Here is an 18590-nt window from a genome sequence, read left to right as displayed (position 1 = left end):
TGCCACTCCCGACCAATCCCGAAGGATCCGTCAGGCCGCACCCGCATCAAGCGCCCACACTTATCGGCTGTAAATTTTTAAAGATCGAGTCGCGAGTCCTGCCGGACATTCCAACCATCCGGCGGCTTCTGCGTCGCTGCGTCTGCAGCAGAGAAACGAGATTATGAAGACTATCGAGCGCTTCGTCAACAAGTTTTTTTACTTCCTTAAAACTCGCTGGCGTGACTGCTTACCGCTCAAAAGACTTCAAAGCTTGAATTAAAAGCTTCCCGTCTCCCCGCACTCTCATATCGAGAATGCGAAGGAGCGGAATTCTAGTCATCGGCTTGTCATCTGGCAAGCGATTTTTCGAATCGCCTTAAATCGACTCGAGAAAATCTCAAGCGTGACGTTGCATCACGCGATCGACGATCTGCAGGTAGTGGTCGAGGCCCGGCGTTTCTTTACCGGCGATCTTCGCAAGATCGTCCCAGCGGCGCAGACGCACCGCATCGTCGGCGAAGGGGCGAGCCGCGAAAGCCTGCGCGCCTTCCTCGTCGAAGATGCCGCCCTGCAGTTGCAGGCTGCGCACCGAATCCGGCGACAGGCAGCTGAAATACGCGTCATCGGTTGCACACAGATAGCGCTTCGCGTCGACGTGCAGGCGGATCGGCTCCAGCACGCTCTCCGGCAGAATCGGCCGCAGGAACGGCAGCGCATAGTATTGATGCAGGTCATCGATACCGCGCTCGGTCGGCGTTTCGCCCTGGCGATTCAGCAGATGCCCGAGGTCGTGCAGAAAAGCCGCGGCCACAAGTTCCTCGCTCGCGCCCTCGTCTTCCGCCAATGCGCCGCTTTGCAACGCGTGTTCAAGCTGCGTCACCGGCTCGCCGCTATATGCCTGTCCGCCGTGCTCCTCGAACAGACCGCGAATATCTTCCAGACTCAGTGCCATGCTTTCCTACTCCCTTTCATCGAAATCGACGGGACTGCCTCAATGCTCGCCGTCATCGCCCTGCCCGTTCTGCCCATCCCGCGCGCGCATCTGAACGATCGCCTCGTCGGCGTCGCGCGATGCGAGCGCATTCAATACCGCCCGATGCCGCGCATAGGACGCCTGCCGCTGCGCATGATCGAGTGGCACACGATGCGACAGCCGCGCTTCGCTGACAGCACGCCGCCAGGTGTCGTGCAACTTGCCATTACCCGCCGCCGCGACCAGCGCGTCGCGAAACGCTTCACGCGCCCGCAAGAATTCGCCGTCGTCGTTCAGCGCATCGTGCATGGCGTCCAACCGCTCGCGCAACCCGGCCACCTGCGCCGCGTCGATGCGCGCCGCCAGCATCCGGCACGCCGCTTCTTCAAGCACCGCGCACAACGCCGCCAGCTCCTCGGCCTCGACGCCCGACACGCTGCGCACGAATACGCCGCGATGCTTTTCATTGCGCACGAGCCCCGTCTGCTCCAGCGCGCGCAGCGCTTCGCGCACCGGTCCGCGCGACACCTGTAACCGCGCGGCCCATTCGGCCTCGACGAGTTTCGCGCCCGGCGCCAACTGACCGCGCGCGATGCAGCGCTCGATCTCCGCGCGCACGAGGTCGGTCAGCGAATGCTGGCGCACCATCGAAAGCGGCGTCGGCAGTGCAGCGGAACCCACTTCATCCTCGACACGCGCCGCGCCTTCATCACGTCGATACAGCGCATCGAACCGCATGGCATCCATCGTGTCAGTCCGCACGCTTGCGCGGCGCACGCGCGGCGATCAGCAACAGCGCCACCAGCGACACAATCAACAGAATCAGCGAGAGCGCCGATGCCGGCAGATAGTAGCCGCGCTCGACCGCGCCGACCACGACGATCGGCACCGTCGCGAAACCCGGCGGATACACCGTGAGCGTCGCGCCCAGTTCGCCGAGCGAGAGCGCGAAGCCTAGCGCGAGACTCGCGCGGATCGCGGGCACGAGTTGCGGCAGCACCACGCGGCGCAGCACCATCGCGGGCGGCGCGCCGAGGCTTGCCGCGGCTTCGCGCAGGATCGTCAGTTCGGGGCGCAGCGCCGCCGACGCGCAGCGGTAACAGAACGGCAACACCAGTGCGAGCTGCACGAACACCACGATCGCCGCCGAGCTCGACAGGTCCACGGGCGCCTTGTGATAAGCGATCAGCACCGCGAGGCCGAGCACGACGCTGGGCACGCCGTTCGGCACCATCGCGAGCGTATCGACGACCACGCCGAGGCCCTTGCGATCGCGTCCTTCGAGCGCCAGCGCAAGCCACAGTCCAAGCGCGGTGCCGAGCACGGCCACGCCAAAGCCGATTTCCAGACTCGTGACGAGCGCATCGAAATCGCTCGAACCGAGGCGCTCGAACCAGCGCATGCTGAAGCCATCGGGCAGGATCGTGCCCGACCAGTGCGACGCCACGCTCGACAGCGCGACCACGACCACCGGCAGCACGAACAGCCAGAAACACAGCAGCGCGGCCAGCGCGAGCAGCACGCCGCTCACGACGCGCGCCATGACGCCGCGCTCGACGGGCCGCGCGCGCAGATGCTTCGGCGGCAACGCGACGGGGTCCGAGGCCGCGACCACGGGATTCATCGAAGAGTTATTTGCCATTGCGCGCGCCTCCATGACTGCGGCGATTCACGCGCCGATACAGCGCATACAAGGAAAGCGACATCGCGAGCATCACCACCGCGCCCGCCGCAGCGGTCGGCAGATCGAGATCGACGGTCGCCGAACTGTAGATCGCCACCGGCAGCGTGATCAGATGCGCGCTGCCGAGCACGAGCAGAATGCCGAACTCGTTGAACGTCAGCAGGAAACAGAGAATCGTGCCCGCGGCGATGCCAGGCCACGCGAGCGGCAGAATCACGCGCGCGGCGACCATGCGGTTATTCGCGCCGAGGCTGCGCGCCGCTTCGATCAGGCGCATGTCGAGCAGCGCAAACGCGGCGAGCGTCGGCCGCACCACGAACGGCGCGTAAAACACCACTTCCGCCAGCACCACGCCGCCGATACCGAACAGGAAATCGAGCGGCGGCGACTGCAAATGGAACAGCCGTTGCAAGCCGATGCTCACCGAACCCTGCGAGCCGTACAGAAAGATCAGCGTGAACGCGACGAGGAACGACGGGAACGCCACGAACAGTTCCAGAAAGCGCGTGACGAGCTGCGCGCCCGGAAACGGCTTGAAGAACAAAATCGCCGCAATCGCCACGCCGAGCAGCGAGGCCACGCCCGCGCTCAGAAAGAGAATCCACAACGTGGTGCCGATCACACCGCGCGAATCGGGATTGCCGAAGAAGGTTGCATACGCACCGAAACTGAGGCCGTGCGCGCCGCTCAGGCTCAGGAGCACCAGCCGCACGAGCGGATAAACCACGAGCGGCCCGAGCACGAACACGAGCAGAAAGGCGATGTGCCATTGCGCGCGGCGCTCGCGGCGGCGCACGGCGGCGGCGTGGGCATCGGCGCCCGGCAGCGGGAAATCAGGGGTTGATAAGGACGACATCGTCAGCCTCGTAACGCAGGGAGACACGCATGCCTTTTTCCGGCGTCATGCCGTGGCCGCGCTGCATGGTGACGAGCACCGGTTCGTTCGGCATCGCGTCGAGCAATACCGGCACGGAAAGCACCGAGCCGTACCACTCGACCGACTCGATCGTGCCGTGCAACGCGCCTTCGCCGAGCGGCACGATGCGCAGGCTTTCGGGACGCAGGCAGGCGAGCTTGTCGCGCACGTCGTGGCGCGCGTCGCCGACCGGAAATGCCACGCTGGGCGGCAGCAGGTTCGCCGCGCCCAGATAACGCGCGACATAGGCGTCGTTGGGGGTGTCGTAGAGTTCCTGCGGCGTGCCCAGTTGCGCGATATGGCCATCGCGCATCAGCAGCGTGCGGTCGGAGAGCACCAGCGCGTCGTCCTGATCGTGCGTCACGCAGACGATCGTCAGATTCGGCAGGCGCTCATGGAGCGCCTTGAGTTCGGAGCGCACCGAGGCGCGCAGATTGGCGTCGAGCGCCGACAGCGGTTCGTCGAGCAGCAGCACATCCGGCTCGATCACCAGCGCGCGCGCGAGCGCCACGCGCTGCTGCATGCCGCCGGAGAGCTGGGCCGGCATCACGTGGCCCTGATCGCCGAGCTGCACGAGCTTGAGCGCGTCGGCCACGCGCCGCGCGATGTCGCGCGACGGCACGCGGCGCGCCTTGAGGCCGAACGCGACGTTCTCGAACACCGAGAGATGCGGGAACAGCGCATAGCTCTGGAACAGCAGGCCCAGATTGCGCTGATGCGGCGGCACATGCGTCAGATCGCGACCGGCGACGGTCAGCGAACCCGCAAGGCCATCGGCTTCGATGAACCCGGCGATGAAGCGCAGCAAAGTGGTCTTGCCGCAACCGCTGCGGCCGAGCACCGTCAGCAACTCGCCGCGACGGATCGTGAGCGACAGGTCGTTGAGCACCGTGCGCGCGCCGAAACGCACGCTCAGGCGGTCGATCTGCACGCCCGCCGCGCCATGTGCATCATGGGCGCCGGTTGCATCGGTCAGGCCGGACGCGTCCGGCAGGGCGCGGGCCATGTCGGCCGACGCAAGGCTTGCGGTATTCACCGGGTTCATCTCCTGCATTTGATACGGGGTAGCGCTGGACTGTCCTTACCAGCGCAGTGTGTGACTTATTGCGGCTTGACGACTTCGATCTGCTTGCCCGACGAGCCGATCACTTCGTTCTTCCAGCGCGTCGTCCAGTCAGCCTTCTTCGCCATCACCTGGTTCCAGTCCACCGGAATCAGCTTCACGCCTTCGATCGCCTGCTTGACCGCCGCGCCGTTCTTGCCCGTGAGCGCCACGTCCGTGCGGCCCGGAATGCCGAAGATGTCCGGCACCTTCGATTGCACGTCCGTTGACATCAGATAGTCGATCAGCTTCTTGCCTTCGGCCTGGTTCGGGCCGCCCTTGATCAGGCCGATTGCGTACGGCAACTGGAACGTGGTCGGATGACCGCTGGCGTCGGCGGCGAGGAAGATCGGCTTGAGCGAGAGGCCGCCGTTGGCTGCGTCGTCGAGATCCATCTGCAGGTCGCCGTTGGCCACCGAGATTTCGTTACGCGAAAGCAGCACGTCGAGATAACCCGTGCCCTTGGTGTGGAACTTGGCGCTCTGTTCGAGCTTCTTGAGGTAGTCGAACGCCTTGTCTTCGCCCATCAGCGAGGTCGTGAGGATGATCACGGCCATGCCGTCGCCCGCCGTGGCCGGGTTCGAGTACGCGACCTTGCCCGAATAGTCCGGATGCAGCAGGTCTGCAAACGTCTTCGGCTGGTTCTTGACGACTTCCGGGTTGATCGCGAACGAGAAGTAGTTGTTCACGAACGTAGCCCACGAACCGTCCGTCGCCTTGGCGATCGCCGGCACGTTCTTGTAGTTCACGCTCTGGTACGGCTGCAGCAGGCCGCTTTGCTGGGCCTGCTGGATGAACGGCGGCAGCGTGATGAGCACGTCCGCCTTCGGCGCATCCTTTTCGACATTGGCGCGGTTCACGACTTCGCCACTGCCGGCCGTCACGATATTGACCTTCACGCCTTCTTTCTTCTCGAAGGCGGGCAGAACGTCGCGGTAGAGATTTTCGAGGCCGTCAGCCGTGTACAGCACGACGGCATTGGCGGCATGGGCGCTCATCGCGGCGCATTGCAGCAGCGTGGCGGCGATCATCATCGGCAGCGCTTTGCGTGCGAAACCCGCGCGATGGGAATTCCGGTGGTTCATGTCACTCTCCGAAGGCAAAAACCATGTGCTCGGGGATACCCGATGCGTGTTTAGTGAATCGTCGAACGTCGGCGGACTGCGCCGCCTGCCTTTTGCCCGTCCGCCGCGGTCTGCGGCAGTCCGGTCTGACGCCGGCGGATTGCAGATTGTCTGCAATCCGCCGGCGTCACCCTAAAACCGCGCGGCTGGGTGGTGCGCAGCGTAACTCCCGCGTCGCGCCCCAGCCCCGCCTGTGCGGGCCCGGCAAGAATCACAGATTTTCGTGACACCGCCATGACGATTGTGGCGTTTGTCAAAAAATTCCACAATTTGCCAAAAATATGCAAATCGACAAACGTGACAAAGCCGGCGTGCGGAGGTGTCCGCACGCGCGTCAGATCGGGAAATCAGGGCGGAAGGTGGGAAAAGAGGATCAGGCGACGACGAGTTCAGGCCCGCGCGATTCGATGGCGCGCGCGACGCTCTTTTCGGGCGTCAGCTCGGTGATGACATAGCGAGCGCGCTCGAAACCGTTGATGCGCACGGGCGTCATGCGGCCGAACTTCGAATGGTCCGCCACGACGATCGCGCAGGCGGCCGCCGTCAGCATACGGCTGCGCACCTCGGCGACCATGCGCGAGTAGTCGGTCAGCCAGCCGTCGGCGGTAATGCCGCCCGCGCCGACGAAAGCGTAATCGGCGTGATATTGCGAGAGCTGCTGCACGGTATCGAGCCCGAAGGTCGCTTCCTCGTGGTCGGACAGCTCGCCGCCCAGCAGCGTCACGCGATTCTCGTTGCGACGGCCGAGCAGCAAGGCGATGCGCCAGTCGTTCGTATACACGGTGAGGCGGTGCCGGTCGGTCAGCGCGCGCGCGAGCGCGTGGGTCGTGCTGCCCGAATCGATGATGACGGACGCGCCATCAGGCACGAACTCTGCTGCGCGTTCGCCGATCGCGCGCTTGGCGCTGGCGTTGGCCGTATCGCGCACGTCGAGATCGGGCTCGCGCCGATCGCTCGACAGCGCGCCGCCGTGCGTCGTGACCAGCAGGCCCCGCCCCGCCAGCGTGTTGAGATCGCGGCGGATGGTTTCGCGCGAGACACGCAGTTCGCGCACGAGATCCGCCACCGAGAGCGCGCCGGTCCGGTTCACTTGCGAAAGGATGTATTGGTGACGTTGTTCTGCGAGCATCTGGGGGGCGCGTGGCGCGCATGGATTCGAAAAGGCCGCCGTATTGTATTACGCGCACTCCAGCATCGCGTCGCAGGCCCGGATGCAGGGCGCATCCCGCCCTGCATCCGGGCCACGCGCGGCCTCGTATAAGCCTGCCCTGCCATCGCGCGATCATCCCTGCTAATCTCGTGCTGGCCGTCCAGACGATAGATGGCCAACCGCTCCACCGCCACTGCAACCGCCGAATCCATGCGTTCCAAACTTCGCCAACTGCGTCTTGTGTTCTGCGCGCTGCGCTATGGCATCCGGCTGATCTGGCTTGCCGCACCCGAGCACCACAAGCTGCACTGGTTCGTCTCGCTCGCTGCGCGCATACGCGAAAACGAGCGCCTCGCCACGCATCTGTCTAGCGCGTTGCCGCGTCTCGCGCCGCTCGCGAGCGCCTTCGCGCAATCCGTCACGACGCATCCCGAACTGGCGGCCTCCACCCTTCACGACGCCATCGACGCGCTCGATCATTACGAGGAGCCGCTCACGCCCGAGCAGTTGAACGCGGCGCTGCACAGCGCGTTCGGCAAACCGCCGCAAACGCTCTTTTCGTGGATCGACCCCACGCCCTGCCAGAACGGCTGGTGCGAACAGACGCATATCGCGCGCCTGCAGTTGCCCGCCAACGGCCATCAAATGGTGACTGTGCGCGTGCTGCGCGCGAAACAAGCCCAGGAAGTCGACGACGAAGCCGCGCTGCTCTGCACGGTCGCGCGCTGGCTCGAACGTTTTTCAGGCAGCGCGCGCAAGCTGCACCTGCGCACGCTGGCCCAGACGCTGCGCGACGACCTGCAACGCCGCTTCGATCTACGCGCGCAGGCGGCCAACCTGAGCCAGAGCGGCCATCACCTCGCCGACGACGAGCGCGTGCTCGTGCCCGACGTGATCTGGGACTTCTGCACGCCGCACACGCTCACCGTCGAGCACGTCGATACGCTGCCTGCGACCGACATCGCCGGACTCGCGATGCATCACATCAACGCGGCGCGCGTGGCCGCGCATCTGATCGAGGTGGTCACGGAGCAGGCCTTCGAACAGGGTTTCTTTCATGCGGCATTCGACGCGCGCCGCGTCGCCGTGAGCATCGAACCGCAAACGCGCGGCCGTCTCGTGTTCGCGAGTTCGGCGCTGATGACTTCGCTGTCCTCGCCGGAGCGCGAATTCTTCGTGCACGGCGCGACGGCGCTGTTCGAACAGGACTACGGGCGTCTGGCGCAACTGCACCATGAGGCCGGGCATGTGCCCGCGCACGCGCGCCCCGAGCAGATCGAGGCGGAATTGCGCACCCGCAGCGAAGCCCATTTCGCCGACGATGCCGGCGAGCGCCGCGCGGGCGATCTGTTCCATCATCTGCTGCACGCGGTTCAGCCATTCGGCGGTGGGGTCTCGCCACGCCTCGCCGCCGCGCAACGCACGTTCGGTCAGGCGGAGGCGCTTGCGCGCGCGATTCATCCCGATGTCGACGCCTGGGGAATCGCGAAGACGACGCTCGGCGACATTGCGAAACGCGACCTTGGCCACCACGGCTGGATCAAGCGGCTCTCGCAGGAATTGCCTCATCTCGCGCAGATCGCACCGCGCGTGCCGCAGCTCGTCTATCGCTTCATGCATCATCAGTCGGGCGCGGCGCACGGCCAGCCCGGCTCGCCGGGATTGACACAGGCCGCGCTGCTGGAAACGCTGCGGCGCGAGCATCGGCGCACCCGCGCCCTCCTCATCGCCTGCGCGTTGAGCGGGACGTTGATCGGCGTCGCTGCGACGCTGTTCGGCGCCTGGCCGGCTTGAACAGTCTGCCTCGCGGATATCGTTCCCGCGCATGACATCCCAATTCGCGGACGCCGGCCGCGCTTGGCTGTTAGTTGCAATTGATCGGCGAATGCAGTCCTGAACAAGACCGCCTCAACCCAAGCGGGAGATACTGCGGCCCTTTCGATCCGCAGCCCGCCCGCACGCAACCATGTTCGCCGCACTCACGCCCGCCCTCTTCGTCTTGTTGTGGTCGACCGGTTTTGTCGTCGCCCGCGCCATCGCGCCCTACGCCGATCCCAATCTGTTTCTGCTCGCGCGCTTCGGCGGCACGGCGCTGCTGTTCGCCTGCGTGGCGCTGGCGACGCGCGCGCCCTGGCCGCGCTCGCGCGAGATCGGCAAGCATCTTTTCGCGGGCGCGCTGCTGCAAGGGGTGTATCTGGGCGCGGGTTACTGGGCCGTGGCGCAAGGTCTCAGCGCAGGCGTCATGGCGCTGCTCGGCGCGCTGCAGCCGCTCCTGACGGCCGCGCTCGCCGCGCCGATGTTCGGCGAGCGGATTTCGATGCGGCGCTGGCAGGGCATGGCGCTCGGTCTTGCGGGCGTCGTGCTGGTGCTGACGCCCAAGCTGCACGCGGCGGCGGCTGGCGCCTCGTTCACCAGCGGCGCGCACGCGAGTCCGCTGCTGGTGGTGATCGTGTCGGTGTTGTCGATCGGCGCCATCACGGCGGGCACGCTCTATCAGAAGACCTCGCTTGCGCAGGCCGATATCCGCAGCGCGAGCGCCGTGCAGAACGCGGGCGCGGCCATCGTCGCGGCGCTGCTCGCGCTCGCACTGGGCGAACATCGCTGGATCGCCTCGACGACGCTGTGGATTTCGCTCGCCTGGGGGATCGCGATGCTCTCGGGCGCGGGCGTGACGCTGCTCGTCTGGATGGTGCGCCACGGCGATGCGGCCCGCGCCACGGCCTTGCTGTTCCTCGCGCCGCCGCTCGCCGCACTGGAAAGCTGGCTGCTGTTCCGCGAAACGCTCACGACGTTGCAGATCGCGGGCTTTGGCGTGGCGCTCGCGGGCGTGCTGATCGCGCGGCGCGGCTAAGCCCTCACCGCACGGTTCGAGCACGCGCCGACGCTCAATCGGCGGTATCGCCGCCCTTGGGCACTTTCGCACGCGCCTGGCTGCCCGGCGCGGGCGCCCAGGCGGGCCGCGTCTTGCGCGCCGAATCGATCACGACGACGAAGCGCCCCGCCCACGGCGTAATCTCGCGGTTCGAGTGCAGCACCCAGAGCGATCTGCCCGAATCGACGAGCGCCTGGTATTCGGCGTCGATGATGCCGTTGTGGTCGATGAACACGTTGAGCGAGGCGGGAATGCGCACGCAGCCCTTCGAATGGCGGATGCCGAGCAGCGGCTCCAGCCGGTCGGGATCGGTCGCGTGCATCTGGAAACGCATCGGCGAATAGCCGCCCTTGCCCCAGCCGCGCTCGCCGTCGATCCAGCCGAAGTCGTAGATGCGCATGTCGCGCTTGCCGTAGCCGCGAATGTTGTTCTCGTTCATCGTGCCTTCCGCGCGGAAGTCCATGTTCGACGGCGTATGCTCGAACACGCCGAGCGGCGTAAGAAAGTGATCGAATTCGCCAGGGCGCCCCGTCGCGACCGGCGACGCACCGATCATCTGCCATGCCTGGCCCGCCATCGCGCGGAAATAGATAAAGAGCGCCTGCACGTTGGCACTGCGATCCACGAGGATGACGTACTCGCCCGCCAGCGCGCCGAGATTCTTCGCGTCGAGCGCGGTTTGCAGGCGCTGGCCGTAGGCGCGCTGATCGGCGAGCGGCACGCGCAGGCGGCGCGTCACGTCGCGCGCGAAGGTCTCGCGCATCGCCAGCGCGCGGCGGGTTTCGTCAGCGGCCTGTTCTGACGTGAGTTTGGGATGCTCCGGCAGCGTGAGCGGCGCGGGCCCCGAGGCGGCTGTCGGCGCGGAGGCGGCGGCAGTTGAAGCGGTCGAAGCGGTCGAAGCGGTCGAAGCGGTTGAAGGCGCCGAAGCGGCCGATGCCGCAGAGGCCGTTGGCGCCGACGACGCTTGCCTCGCCGCCGATGCGGTTGAAGCCGCAACCACAGTAGATGCCGACGAGGATGCCGCCGCGGCGGCCGACGCAGCCTGCACCGCCCCAGAGCTTGCGCGCGCGCCGGACGCCGCCGTGGTGTCCGCAGCCTCTGCGCTGGCGCACCCGCCCCAGACGCACAGCGCTGCAAAACCGGCCAGGCCACGCGCGAGCCACGTCCGCTGCAACGGGTGCCACGCCCCTTGATAATGAGTTTTTGCGATGTCGCCCTGGACATCACCGTTCACGCACGCCTGGGCGCCGCGCGAAGAATAATCGTTCATCGTAAATCCGGCTGTTTATGCGTTTTATCCGATATCGGACGCCCTGCAAGTCGCGCGCCCGCACTGAAATCTGGCGTCCGACATTAAACCAGACATCGCGTTCACGCCGCCGCGTGACAGACCAAGCCCTAACGAGCGAGAGAGCCCTATGAGCGCAGAACCCGCATCGGAACGCAAAAACCAGCACCGCCAGCACGCGATTGCCGCGGAGTTGAACGTCGCCGCGTCGTTTTACCCGCCGGACGACATCGACCGGCGCGTCGCCTTTCTCGCCGACAGTCTGCGCGCGAGCGGTCTGCGCGCACTGGTGCTCGGCATCAGCGGCGGCGTGGATTCGACGACGGCGGGCCGACTCGCGCAACTGGCCGTCGAAGCGCTACGCCAGCAAGGTCAGGAGGCGCGCTTCATCGCGATGCGCCTGCCATACGGCGCCCAGCGCGACGAGGAAGATGCGGCTGCGGCGCTCGGCTTCATCCAGCCGGACGAAACCTTGAGCGTCGACATCGCCCCGACCGCCGACGCGATGCTCGCCTCGCTCGCGGCAGGCGGCCTGACGTTCGGGGGAGCCGTTCAGCAGGACTTCGTGCTAGGCAACATCAAGGCGCGCGAGCGGATGATTGCGCAATATGCCGTGGCGGGCGCGCGGGGTGGCCTTGTGATCGGCACGGACCACGCGGCGGAATCGCTAATGGGGTTCTTTACGAAGTTCGGTGACGGTGGCGCGGATGTGCTGCCGCTGGCGGGCTTGACCAAGCGGCGTGTGCGAGCGCTTGCGCGTCATCTCGGCGTACCGCAGCGCCTGGTGGAAAAAACGCCGACGGCGGATCTCGAAACATTGCGTCCGCTAAGGCCCGATGAGGACGCTTACGGCGTCAGCTACGAGGAAATCGACGATTTTCTCGAAGGCAAGCCTGTGAGCGCTCACGCCTGCGAGACGATCCTGCGCTGGTTCGATACGACCCGGCATAAGCGGGCGCAGCCCTACACGCCGTATGCGCCCATGCCGCACGCGGCGCAATCGGCAGGAGAAACCTAGGCGGGACGGCGCTCTTCCTGCTCTTCGCTATCGAAGGGCGTCGCACTTACGCGCAGTGCGACGCCAGCGAGGCGCCGGCTTTGCAATTCACGCGCGACCGCTTCACCCACATACGGCACTTCGGAATCGAGTTCGAGATCGGCGTGGGCGTTGGACGTGCCCGCGTCATACACCTTGACTCCCTTGGCATAGTGTCCGAGTTCGCGCTTGAAAAAATCGTGCACTTCCTGCTCGCTGCAGGTTTCGGGGACGTTCCAGACAGTCAGGTGCATATCGGTCTACCGGTAGTGGCGCGCACGGTCTGAGCGTACACGCACGGGTTGCAGGCTCGCACGCGCACGGGCGTACATCCAGCACGACTGGCCGAGCAAAGCCACGGAAAGCAGGGCGAATATCGAGAGACCGGACGCTAGCATTTCGCTCACTCCTCATTATTGATATACGTCAGAGTAGACCGATTTTGCTGCGCGCGCACTGCGTCATTTTGTCGATATCTGCGGGGTACTGGCGCCGCCCAGCATGTCGCAACGCGCATACCCAAGCGGTTGCGTGGAGCCACCCAATTATCTTGAGCGCGGGAAAAGGGGCCGCTTCACGGACCTTCGTCGCGGCTCGCCGAGGTGGTGTCGCCGATATCGGTACCGCATTGCATGCGCGTGAGCTGATCATATTGACGCGCCCAATTGCCCACGATCATCGTCTGAGCCTGCGCGAGCGAGATACGGCCAGCACAGACGCAACGCTTGAGCCGCACCGTGAGGAGCGACTTGCGCCGCTCTCCGGCATGACCGCCCCACGGCAGCAGATCGAAATTCGCCGCCGCGTCCGGCGAGCCGCCGAGCACGATTGGCACACGACGGTCGAGCGCATAGGCGACGCCATCTTCGGCGTCGATACCGCGCGCCGACAGCAGGCGATTCTTCTGCGCCATCGCCGCGTCGAACGACGGCGCCACCGTATCGGCGTAACCCGGCCGGCAGATCGTCTCGGCCAGCGACTCCTGTGTCACGCGCGCGTCCAGCAACCGCGGATCTTGTGCCCAGGCGGGCACACTGCGCACCGCCCCGCCGACGGCGAGCACCAGCAGCACACCACGCAGCGCGACACCCAGCGCCTGCGACATCCTGCGCCTTGCCGCACCTTTTGCCATGCGACGCACGACCAGACAACTTTCTGCCAATTCTGCGTTCATGGTAAGTGCACCGTACGCTGCCGTACGATGCTAAATGGATGGTCAATGCTGGCTAATTAAAACACATTCGAATTTTGCCGTGGTGAAACTGCGTCACGGCCGCTTTGTTACGCCTCGTTGATGCGAACCTCGCCCAATCCGTTTCATACGCTGCGCGCGGGGATGTGCGCCCACGTCCGTCACCAGCACGGCGCACCTAAACATCCGTGCCAGCAGGGGATTTTTATTTCGGTATGCATATCAATTAGTTCCGGTCACGGTTGCTTAACACAATTTCCATGCCCTTCCCAGGCGGCAAACTTTCTTTGCCGGTACCGTCAATGAAATCAGACCTGCATGGGTTCGCGCAAGATCGGCCGTTCGGCCAATGGCGGCGACAAAACCGTTAGCGCATAATGGCTCGCCCGCTCAAGCTCCGCGCGGAGCCTGGCGTGTCCATTCAAAGAAACGAGGAATTCCCATGTCCATCACCATGTATCAAGCCTCGGTGCCCGTGCTCGTGCGCGGTCTCGCCAACCTGCAGACCATCATCGGCAAGGCGCAGGCGCACGCTGCCGAAAAGCAGATCGACCCGGCGGTGTTCACCGGCGCACGACTGTTCCCCGACATGCTGCCGCTCGCCCGCCAGATTCATATCGCCACGGATACGGCCAAAGGTTGCGCCGCGCGCCTCGCGGACGTGGACGCGCCGAAGTTCGAAGACGTGGAAGTGAGCTTCGACGACCTGCACACGCGCATCCAGAAAACGATCGACTATCTGAAGACGTTCAAGCCCGAGCAGATCGACGGCACGGAAGACAAGAGCATCACGCTGAAAATGCGCTCGGGTCCGATCGAGTTCACCGGCCAGACCTACCTGCTGGCGTTCGTGCTGCCCAACTTCTACTTCCACGTGACGACGGCTTACGACATCCTGCGCCATAACGGCGTGGAACTCGGCAAGCTCGACTATCTGGGCGGCCGCTAGAACCAGGTCGCGATTACGCACGAGCCCGCGCGTGAACGCTGCCACGGCGGGATGCGGCGGACCCCAGGGCCGCGCGGCCCGGTCCGCCGTGAGAGAGGCAAAGATCAGTCGAGCGAGAGCCGCACAGCGAAGCCGATCAACGCGGAAGAAAATGCCCACTTCTGCACCGTCTGCGCCAGCGGATGATGGCGCAGCCACACGGCGATGCGCGCCGCGCCCAGCACATAGACGACGTCGAACAACGCGCAGACGATCACGAGCACGATGCCCAGCTCGGTCACCTGGAGCCAGACCGAGCCCAGTTCGGGACGAATGAACTGCGGCAATAGCACCGAGCAGAACAGCAGCGCCTTGGGATTGAGCAGATTGGTCAGCAACCCCTTGACGAAGTCTGCGCGCAGCGGGCGTTGCGCGGTCACGCCGGGCGCTTCCGGTAGCGCGAAAACCGGCGCACGGAAAATCTGCACGGCGATATACGTGAGGTAAAGCGCGCCCGCATAGCGCACGACTTGATAGAGCCAGGGCGCGTTATGCAGCAGCGCCGCGAGTCCGCACGCAGACAGCGTCACATGGGTGGCACGCGCCAATCCAAGGCCACCGGCTGCCGCAAGACCGCGCCGCGCGCCGCGGCTCATGCTGGTTTGCATGACCAGCGCCATATCCGCCCCAGGCAGTGCGCAAACGACGATCAGGGCGGCAATGAACATCAACATCAGGTGGGCGGAAATCATGATGGCCTCGGCGGAAAGAGGCTCTATGTTGCCGCTAATGTCAGAGCGATTTCTGGCGTATTTTTCGATCGATTCGTCAGCCGATAGAGGAATGCACTAAAATTCTCCCGTCCGCACTGGAAAAGCACTCCGCATAACATGAGCGACCTCGATAAACTCGATCGCGCCATTCTCGGCGCCCTGCAGGCCGATGGCCGGATGCCCAATGCGCGGCTCGCGGAGACGGTGGGCTTAAGCGAAACGCCCTGCGCACGCCGCCTGAAGCGGCTGGAGCAGGACGGCTATATCGAGCGCTATCGCGCGATGCTGTCGCGCCGCGCGCTCGGCTACGGCGTGGTCGCCTATGTGTCGGTGCGATTCGCCGTGCACGACCGCGCGCTTGCCGACCGCTTCGAGCGCGAAGTCTGCGCGATCGAGCGGATTCTTTCGTGCCACAACGTTGCCGGCACGGCAGACTATATTTTGATGATCGTCGCGCGCGATCTCGACGATTACGGCACCTTCATGCGCGACGAACTGCGCAGCCTGCCGGGCGTCACGTCGGTGGAGTCGGCGCTGTCGCTGCGCGAAGTGAAATCCGAGGGCGGGTTGCCGCTGCCCTAAGTTACGACCCAACAGCCATACGGCCATACGGCCTTTTCCCTTTTTCAAACCGGAGCTTTCGATGACCCCAGAACAGGCACGAGCCGAAGAAGCCGCCGCCATGGATCGCGTGCTGGCCGCAACCCAGCGCGTCAAGTCGGCATTCACGTCCTTGCAGACGCAATTCCCGCCGGAAGGCGAAGGCCGCCCGTCGCAGTTCGCGCTGCAAACGTTCGACGCCGCGTTGCAGGAGCTGGAAGACGCCCAGGCGGCGTTCGACGAACTGCTCAACGACCTGCTCGACGGCAACCGCTGAGCATCGAAGCCGGGCACTACGTTCGCGTGACCGGGCGCGCACGCCGTCCAACCGGGTGCCAGTATTTCCAGCCTGCTGGAATTCGATCGACCGATCATGTCCACCGCCTACGAAGTGCCCGCGCTCAAGCGCATCCACGACATCCTCGATCTGCTCTCGCACGCGCAAGCTCCCGTGCGCGCGGCCGTCATCGCGGAGCAAACCGGTTTGTCGCGCAGCACGCTGTATCTGATGCTCGACTCGCTGGAGCGTCGGCGCTGGATCGAAAAGCGTGCGGATGGCTATATTGTGGGCGTGACGCTGTTCGAGCTGGGCAGCGCCTACGTGCGCCACGATCAGTTGCACGAAGCCTTCCGGCACGAAGCGGCGAACTTCGTCGCCGCGCACAACGAAGTCGTGCAGCTTGCCGTCCTCGATGGCGCGGAAGTGGTCTATATCGCGCGCGAAGATTCCGCGCGCCCGGTGCGCCTCATTTCCGATCTCGGCTCGCGCCTCCCCGCGCATTGCTGCGCGCTGGGCAAGGCGCTTCTGGCCAGTCTTTCCGATGACGAAGTGCTGAAAGCGCTACCGAAACAACTTGCCGCCGTGACAAACCAGACCATCACACGACGTCAGGACCTGCTACAGGCGCTCGCCGCAATCCGCCGTTCCGGACTCGCTCACGAGCGCGAGGAAGTCACGGCGGGCCTCACCTGTTTCGCGGCCTTCGTCGGCGTGACGGCGCTTGGCAAACGCGTGGCGGTCAGTACGAGCCTGCCGCTCGAACGCATCGACGCGCGCCGCGAAAAGCGCATCGCGATCGCCGTCGTGGAGATGGCGCACCGCATCGGCAAAACGCTCTGACTCACGCACGCGAGCACGCTAGTGCGAGTGACGCGGTTCGCCGCGCTCCTCGATCACGCGCAGATAAAGCGTGGCCGGTTCCAGACATCCGCCCGTCGAAAGCTGGCCCACCGTTTTTCGATACAGCTCCTGCCACGGCGTCTGCGAAGGCGGTGCGGAAAACGCCGAGTGCGCACGACGGCGCTCAAGTTCAACCGGATCGATCAGCACGTCCACACGCCGCGCGTTGAGATCGACCTTGATGCGATCGTCCGTGCGCAGCAGCGAGAGCCCGCCGCCCACGGCCGCTTCCGGCGACATGTTGAGAATCGACGGACTCGCCGACGTACCGCTCTGCCGTCCGTCGCCCATGCAGGGCAGCGAAGTCACGCCCCGCTTGACCATGTCTGCCGGGGGCGCCATGTTCACGACTTCCGCGCTGCCCGGATAGCCCACCGTGCCGCAACCGCGAATCACCAGCATGCAGCGCTCGTCGATCTTGAGCGCGGGGTCGTTGATGCGCGCGCGGTAGTCCTCGGGACCGTCGAACACGATGGCGCGCGCCTCGAACACGTTTTCCGCGCCAGGCTCGCTCAGATACGTCTTGCGGAACGCCTCGCCGACCACCGACATCTTCATGATGGCGCTGTCGAAGAAGTTGCCCGAGAGCACGATGAACCCCGCGCCATGCATGAGCGGCGCGTCGCAGGTGCGGATCACATCGCGGTCCGCGACCGGCGCCGCGTCGGCGATCTCGCCGATGGCGCGGCCCGAGACCGTCACGCAGTCGCGCCGCACGAGGCCCGCGCGATCGAGTTCGCGCAGCACGGCCGGCACGCCGCCGGCACGGTGGAAACTCTCGCCCAGATATTCGCCGGCGGGCATCGTGTTCGCGAGCAACGGCACTTCCTCGCCAAAGCGCTGCCAGTCTTCGAGCGAGAGATCCACGCCCATGTGACGCGCAATCGCGATCAGGTGCGGCGGGCAATTGGTCGACGCGCCCAGCGCCGACGCCACCACAATCGCATTTTCAAACGCCGCGCGCGTCATGATGCGCGAGGGGCGTACGTCGTCACGCACCAGATCGACGATGCGCTTGCCCGTGGCATAGGCCATCTGGCCGCGCTCGCGATACGCCGCCGGAATGCTCGCGCAGCCAGGCAGCGACATGCCCAGCGCCTCGGCGAGACAGTTCATCGACAGCGCGGTGCCCATGGTGTTGCAGTGCCCGATCGATGGCGACGACGCCGTGGTGAGCGCCATGAAACCCTCGTAGTCGATCTCGCCCGCCGCCAGCAGATTGCGCGCGTGCCAGATGACCGTGCCCGAACCCACGCGCTTGCCCTCGTACCAGCCGTCGAGCATCGGGCCGCCCGAGAGCACGATGGCCGGCAGATCGACGCTCGCCGCCGCCATCAGACAGGCGGGCGTGGTCTTGTCGCAGCCGGTGGTCAGCACGACGCCGTCGAGCGGAAAGCCGTGCAGGATTTCCACGAGGCCCAGGTAGGCTAGATTGCGGTCGAGCGCGGCGGTCGGGCGGCGACTCTGCTCCGCGAGCGGATGCACGGGAAACTCCATGGGAATCCCGCCCGCGTCGCGTATGCCCGCCTTCACGCGCTCGGCAAGCGCGATGTGATGGCGGTTGCAGGGTGCGAGATCGCTGCCCGTCTGGGCGATGCCGATCACGGGCCGCCCGGACTGCAACTCCTCGCGCGTGAGGCCGTAATTCATGAAGCGCTCGACGTAGATCGCGGTCATGTCCGCGTGCGAGGGATCGTCGAACCATTCCTGGCTGCGCAGACGGCGAGCAAGCGTGTGTGCCATGTTGCGTGTCTCCTGGGCGACCGGTTTTATGTTACCGATAACATTTC

At 65.4% G+C, this 18590-nt stretch carries 19 protein-coding genes; 7 read left to right on the top strand and 12 right to left on the bottom strand.

Annotated elements, in window-relative coordinates:
- Nucleotides 1-379 precede the first annotated feature (379 nt).
- The 7 genes from B0G62_RS30215 to B0G62_RS30185 form a co-directional block, all read right to left on the bottom strand.
- The gene (locus tag B0G62_RS30215) at nt 380-934 is read right to left on the bottom strand and encodes a phosphonate degradation HD-domain oxygenase (protein WP_103707836.1); all 555 of its coding nucleotides are present in this window, start codon (nt 932-934) and stop codon (nt 380-382) included.
- Nucleotides 935-973: 39 nt separating this feature from the next.
- A complete protein-coding gene (locus B0G62_RS30210) occupies nt 974-1603 on the bottom strand; it encodes a GntR family transcriptional regulator (protein ID WP_244193441.1) in 630 nt (209 codons plus the stop codon).
- A 103-nt stretch (nt 1604-1706) separates the two neighbouring features.
- Nucleotides 1707-2498 (bottom strand): 2-aminoethylphosphonate ABC transport system, membrane component PhnV, encoded by a 792-nt coding sequence (phnV, locus tag B0G62_RS30205; RefSeq protein ID WP_244193440.1) that lies wholly within the window; start codon nt 2496-2498, stop codon nt 1707-1709.
- A gap of 88 nt (nt 2499-2586) precedes the next feature.
- Nucleotides 2587-3495, bottom strand: a complete 909-nt coding sequence (locus B0G62_RS30200; RefSeq protein ID WP_103707833.1) for a 2-aminoethylphosphonate ABC transporter permease subunit — start codon at nt 3493-3495, stop codon at nt 2587-2589.
- Nucleotides 3473-4600: a 2-aminoethylphosphonate ABC transport system ATP-binding subunit PhnT gene (gene phnT, locus B0G62_RS30195; protein WP_181315668.1), complete on the bottom strand. Its 1128-nt coding sequence runs from the start codon at nt 4598-4600 to the stop codon at nt 3473-3475. The genes B0G62_RS30200 and phnT overlap by 23 nt, the downstream gene beginning before the upstream one ends.
- A 56-nt stretch (nt 4601-4656) precedes the next feature.
- Nucleotides 4657-5742: a 2-aminoethylphosphonate ABC transporter substrate-binding protein gene (phnS, locus tag B0G62_RS30190; RefSeq protein WP_103707832.1), complete on the bottom strand. Its 1086-nt coding sequence runs from the start codon at nt 5740-5742 to the stop codon at nt 4657-4659.
- 412 nt (nt 5743-6154) lie between these two features.
- Complete coding sequence (locus B0G62_RS30185; RefSeq protein WP_103707831.1) at nt 6155-6910, bottom strand: DeoR/GlpR family DNA-binding transcription regulator; 756 nt, start codon at nt 6908-6910, stop codon at nt 6155-6157.
- Nucleotides 6911-7141: 231 nt separating this feature from the next.
- On the opposite strand from B0G62_RS30185, the gene B0G62_RS30180 reads away from it, so the two are divergent.
- Both B0G62_RS30180 and B0G62_RS30175 read left to right on the top strand, forming a co-directional pair.
- Nucleotides 7142-8725, top strand: a complete 1584-nt coding sequence (locus tag B0G62_RS30180; protein ID WP_103707841.1) for an ABC1 kinase family protein — start codon at nt 7142-7144, stop codon at nt 8723-8725.
- 172 nt (nt 8726-8897) lie between these two features.
- On the top strand, nt 8898-9782 hold the full coding sequence (locus tag B0G62_RS30175) for a DMT family transporter (RefSeq protein WP_103707830.1): 885 nt from the start codon (nt 8898-8900) through the stop codon (nt 9780-9782).
- 34 nt (nt 9783-9816) lie between these two features.
- On the opposite strand, the gene B0G62_RS31500 is transcribed toward B0G62_RS30175, so the two are convergent.
- Entirely contained in the window at nt 9817-11073 is a 1257-nt protein-coding gene (locus B0G62_RS31500; RefSeq protein ID WP_146055386.1) for a L,D-transpeptidase, read from the bottom strand.
- Between the two features lie 148 nt (nt 11074-11221).
- On the opposite strand from B0G62_RS31500, the gene nadE reads away from it, so the two are divergent.
- A complete protein-coding gene (nadE, locus tag B0G62_RS30160; RefSeq protein WP_103707827.1) occupies nt 11222-12109 on the top strand; it encodes an ammonia-dependent NAD(+) synthetase in 888 nt (295 codons plus the stop codon).
- On the opposite strand, the gene B0G62_RS30155 is transcribed toward nadE, so the two are convergent.
- Together B0G62_RS30155 and B0G62_RS30150 are read right to left on the bottom strand one after the other, a co-directional pair.
- Nucleotides 12106-12381 carry a hypothetical protein gene (locus tag B0G62_RS30155; RefSeq protein ID WP_103707826.1) on the bottom strand — a complete coding sequence of 92 codons (276 nt, stop codon included), beginning with the start codon at nt 12379-12381 and terminating at the stop codon, nt 12106-12108. The two genes, nadE and B0G62_RS30155, sit on opposite strands and share 4 nt — an antisense overlap.
- Before the next feature lie 320 nt (nt 12382-12701).
- On the bottom strand, nt 12702-13232 hold the full coding sequence (locus B0G62_RS30150) for a hypothetical protein (protein ID WP_244193436.1): 531 nt from the start codon (nt 13230-13232) through the stop codon (nt 12702-12704).
- A 529-nt stretch (nt 13233-13761) separates the two neighbouring features.
- Between B0G62_RS30150 and B0G62_RS30145 the strand changes: the two genes are divergently transcribed.
- A complete protein-coding gene (locus B0G62_RS30145; RefSeq protein WP_103707825.1) occupies nt 13762-14268 on the top strand; it encodes a DUF1993 domain-containing protein in 507 nt (168 codons plus the stop codon).
- 104 nt (nt 14269-14372) lie between these two features.
- Here the strand turns inward: B0G62_RS30145 and B0G62_RS30140 are convergent, their stop codons facing one another.
- Nucleotides 14373-14999: a LysE family translocator gene (locus tag B0G62_RS30140; protein WP_103707824.1), complete on the bottom strand. Its 627-nt coding sequence runs from the start codon at nt 14997-14999 to the stop codon at nt 14373-14375.
- A gap of 138 nt (nt 15000-15137) precedes the next feature.
- Here B0G62_RS30140 and B0G62_RS30135 point away from each other — a divergent pair, with 138 nt between their 5' ends.
- The 3 genes from B0G62_RS30135 to B0G62_RS30125 all read left to right on the top strand — a co-directional run bounded on the left by B0G62_RS30135 (nt 15138) and on the right by B0G62_RS30125 (nt 16740).
- Nucleotides 15138-15602: an Lrp/AsnC family transcriptional regulator gene (locus B0G62_RS30135; RefSeq protein WP_103707823.1), complete on the top strand. Its 465-nt coding sequence runs from the start codon at nt 15138-15140 to the stop codon at nt 15600-15602.
- 61 nt (nt 15603-15663) lie between these two features.
- Nucleotides 15664-15897: a hypothetical protein gene (locus tag B0G62_RS30130; protein WP_103707822.1), complete on the top strand. Its 234-nt coding sequence runs from the start codon at nt 15664-15666 to the stop codon at nt 15895-15897.
- A 96-nt stretch (nt 15898-15993) separates the two neighbouring features.
- The gene (locus tag B0G62_RS30125; RefSeq protein WP_103707821.1) at nt 15994-16740 is read left to right on the top strand and encodes an IclR family transcriptional regulator; all 747 of its coding nucleotides are present in this window, start codon (nt 15994-15996) and stop codon (nt 16738-16740) included.
- Between the two features lie 18 nt (nt 16741-16758).
- On the opposite strand, the gene B0G62_RS30120 is transcribed toward B0G62_RS30125, so the two are convergent.
- Entirely contained in the window at nt 16759-18543 is a 1785-nt protein-coding gene (locus tag B0G62_RS30120; protein ID WP_103707820.1) for an IlvD/Edd family dehydratase, read from the bottom strand.
- Nucleotides 18544-18590: the final 47 nt, after the last annotated feature.

It is taken from the genome of Paraburkholderia eburnea, from assembly GCF_002917095.1.
Taxonomy (GTDB): domain Bacteria; phylum Pseudomonadota; class Gammaproteobacteria; order Burkholderiales; family Burkholderiaceae; genus Paraburkholderia; species Paraburkholderia eburnea.
Note: the sequence above shows the minus strand (reverse complement) of the source record. Positions and strands in the feature narration are given on the sequence as shown.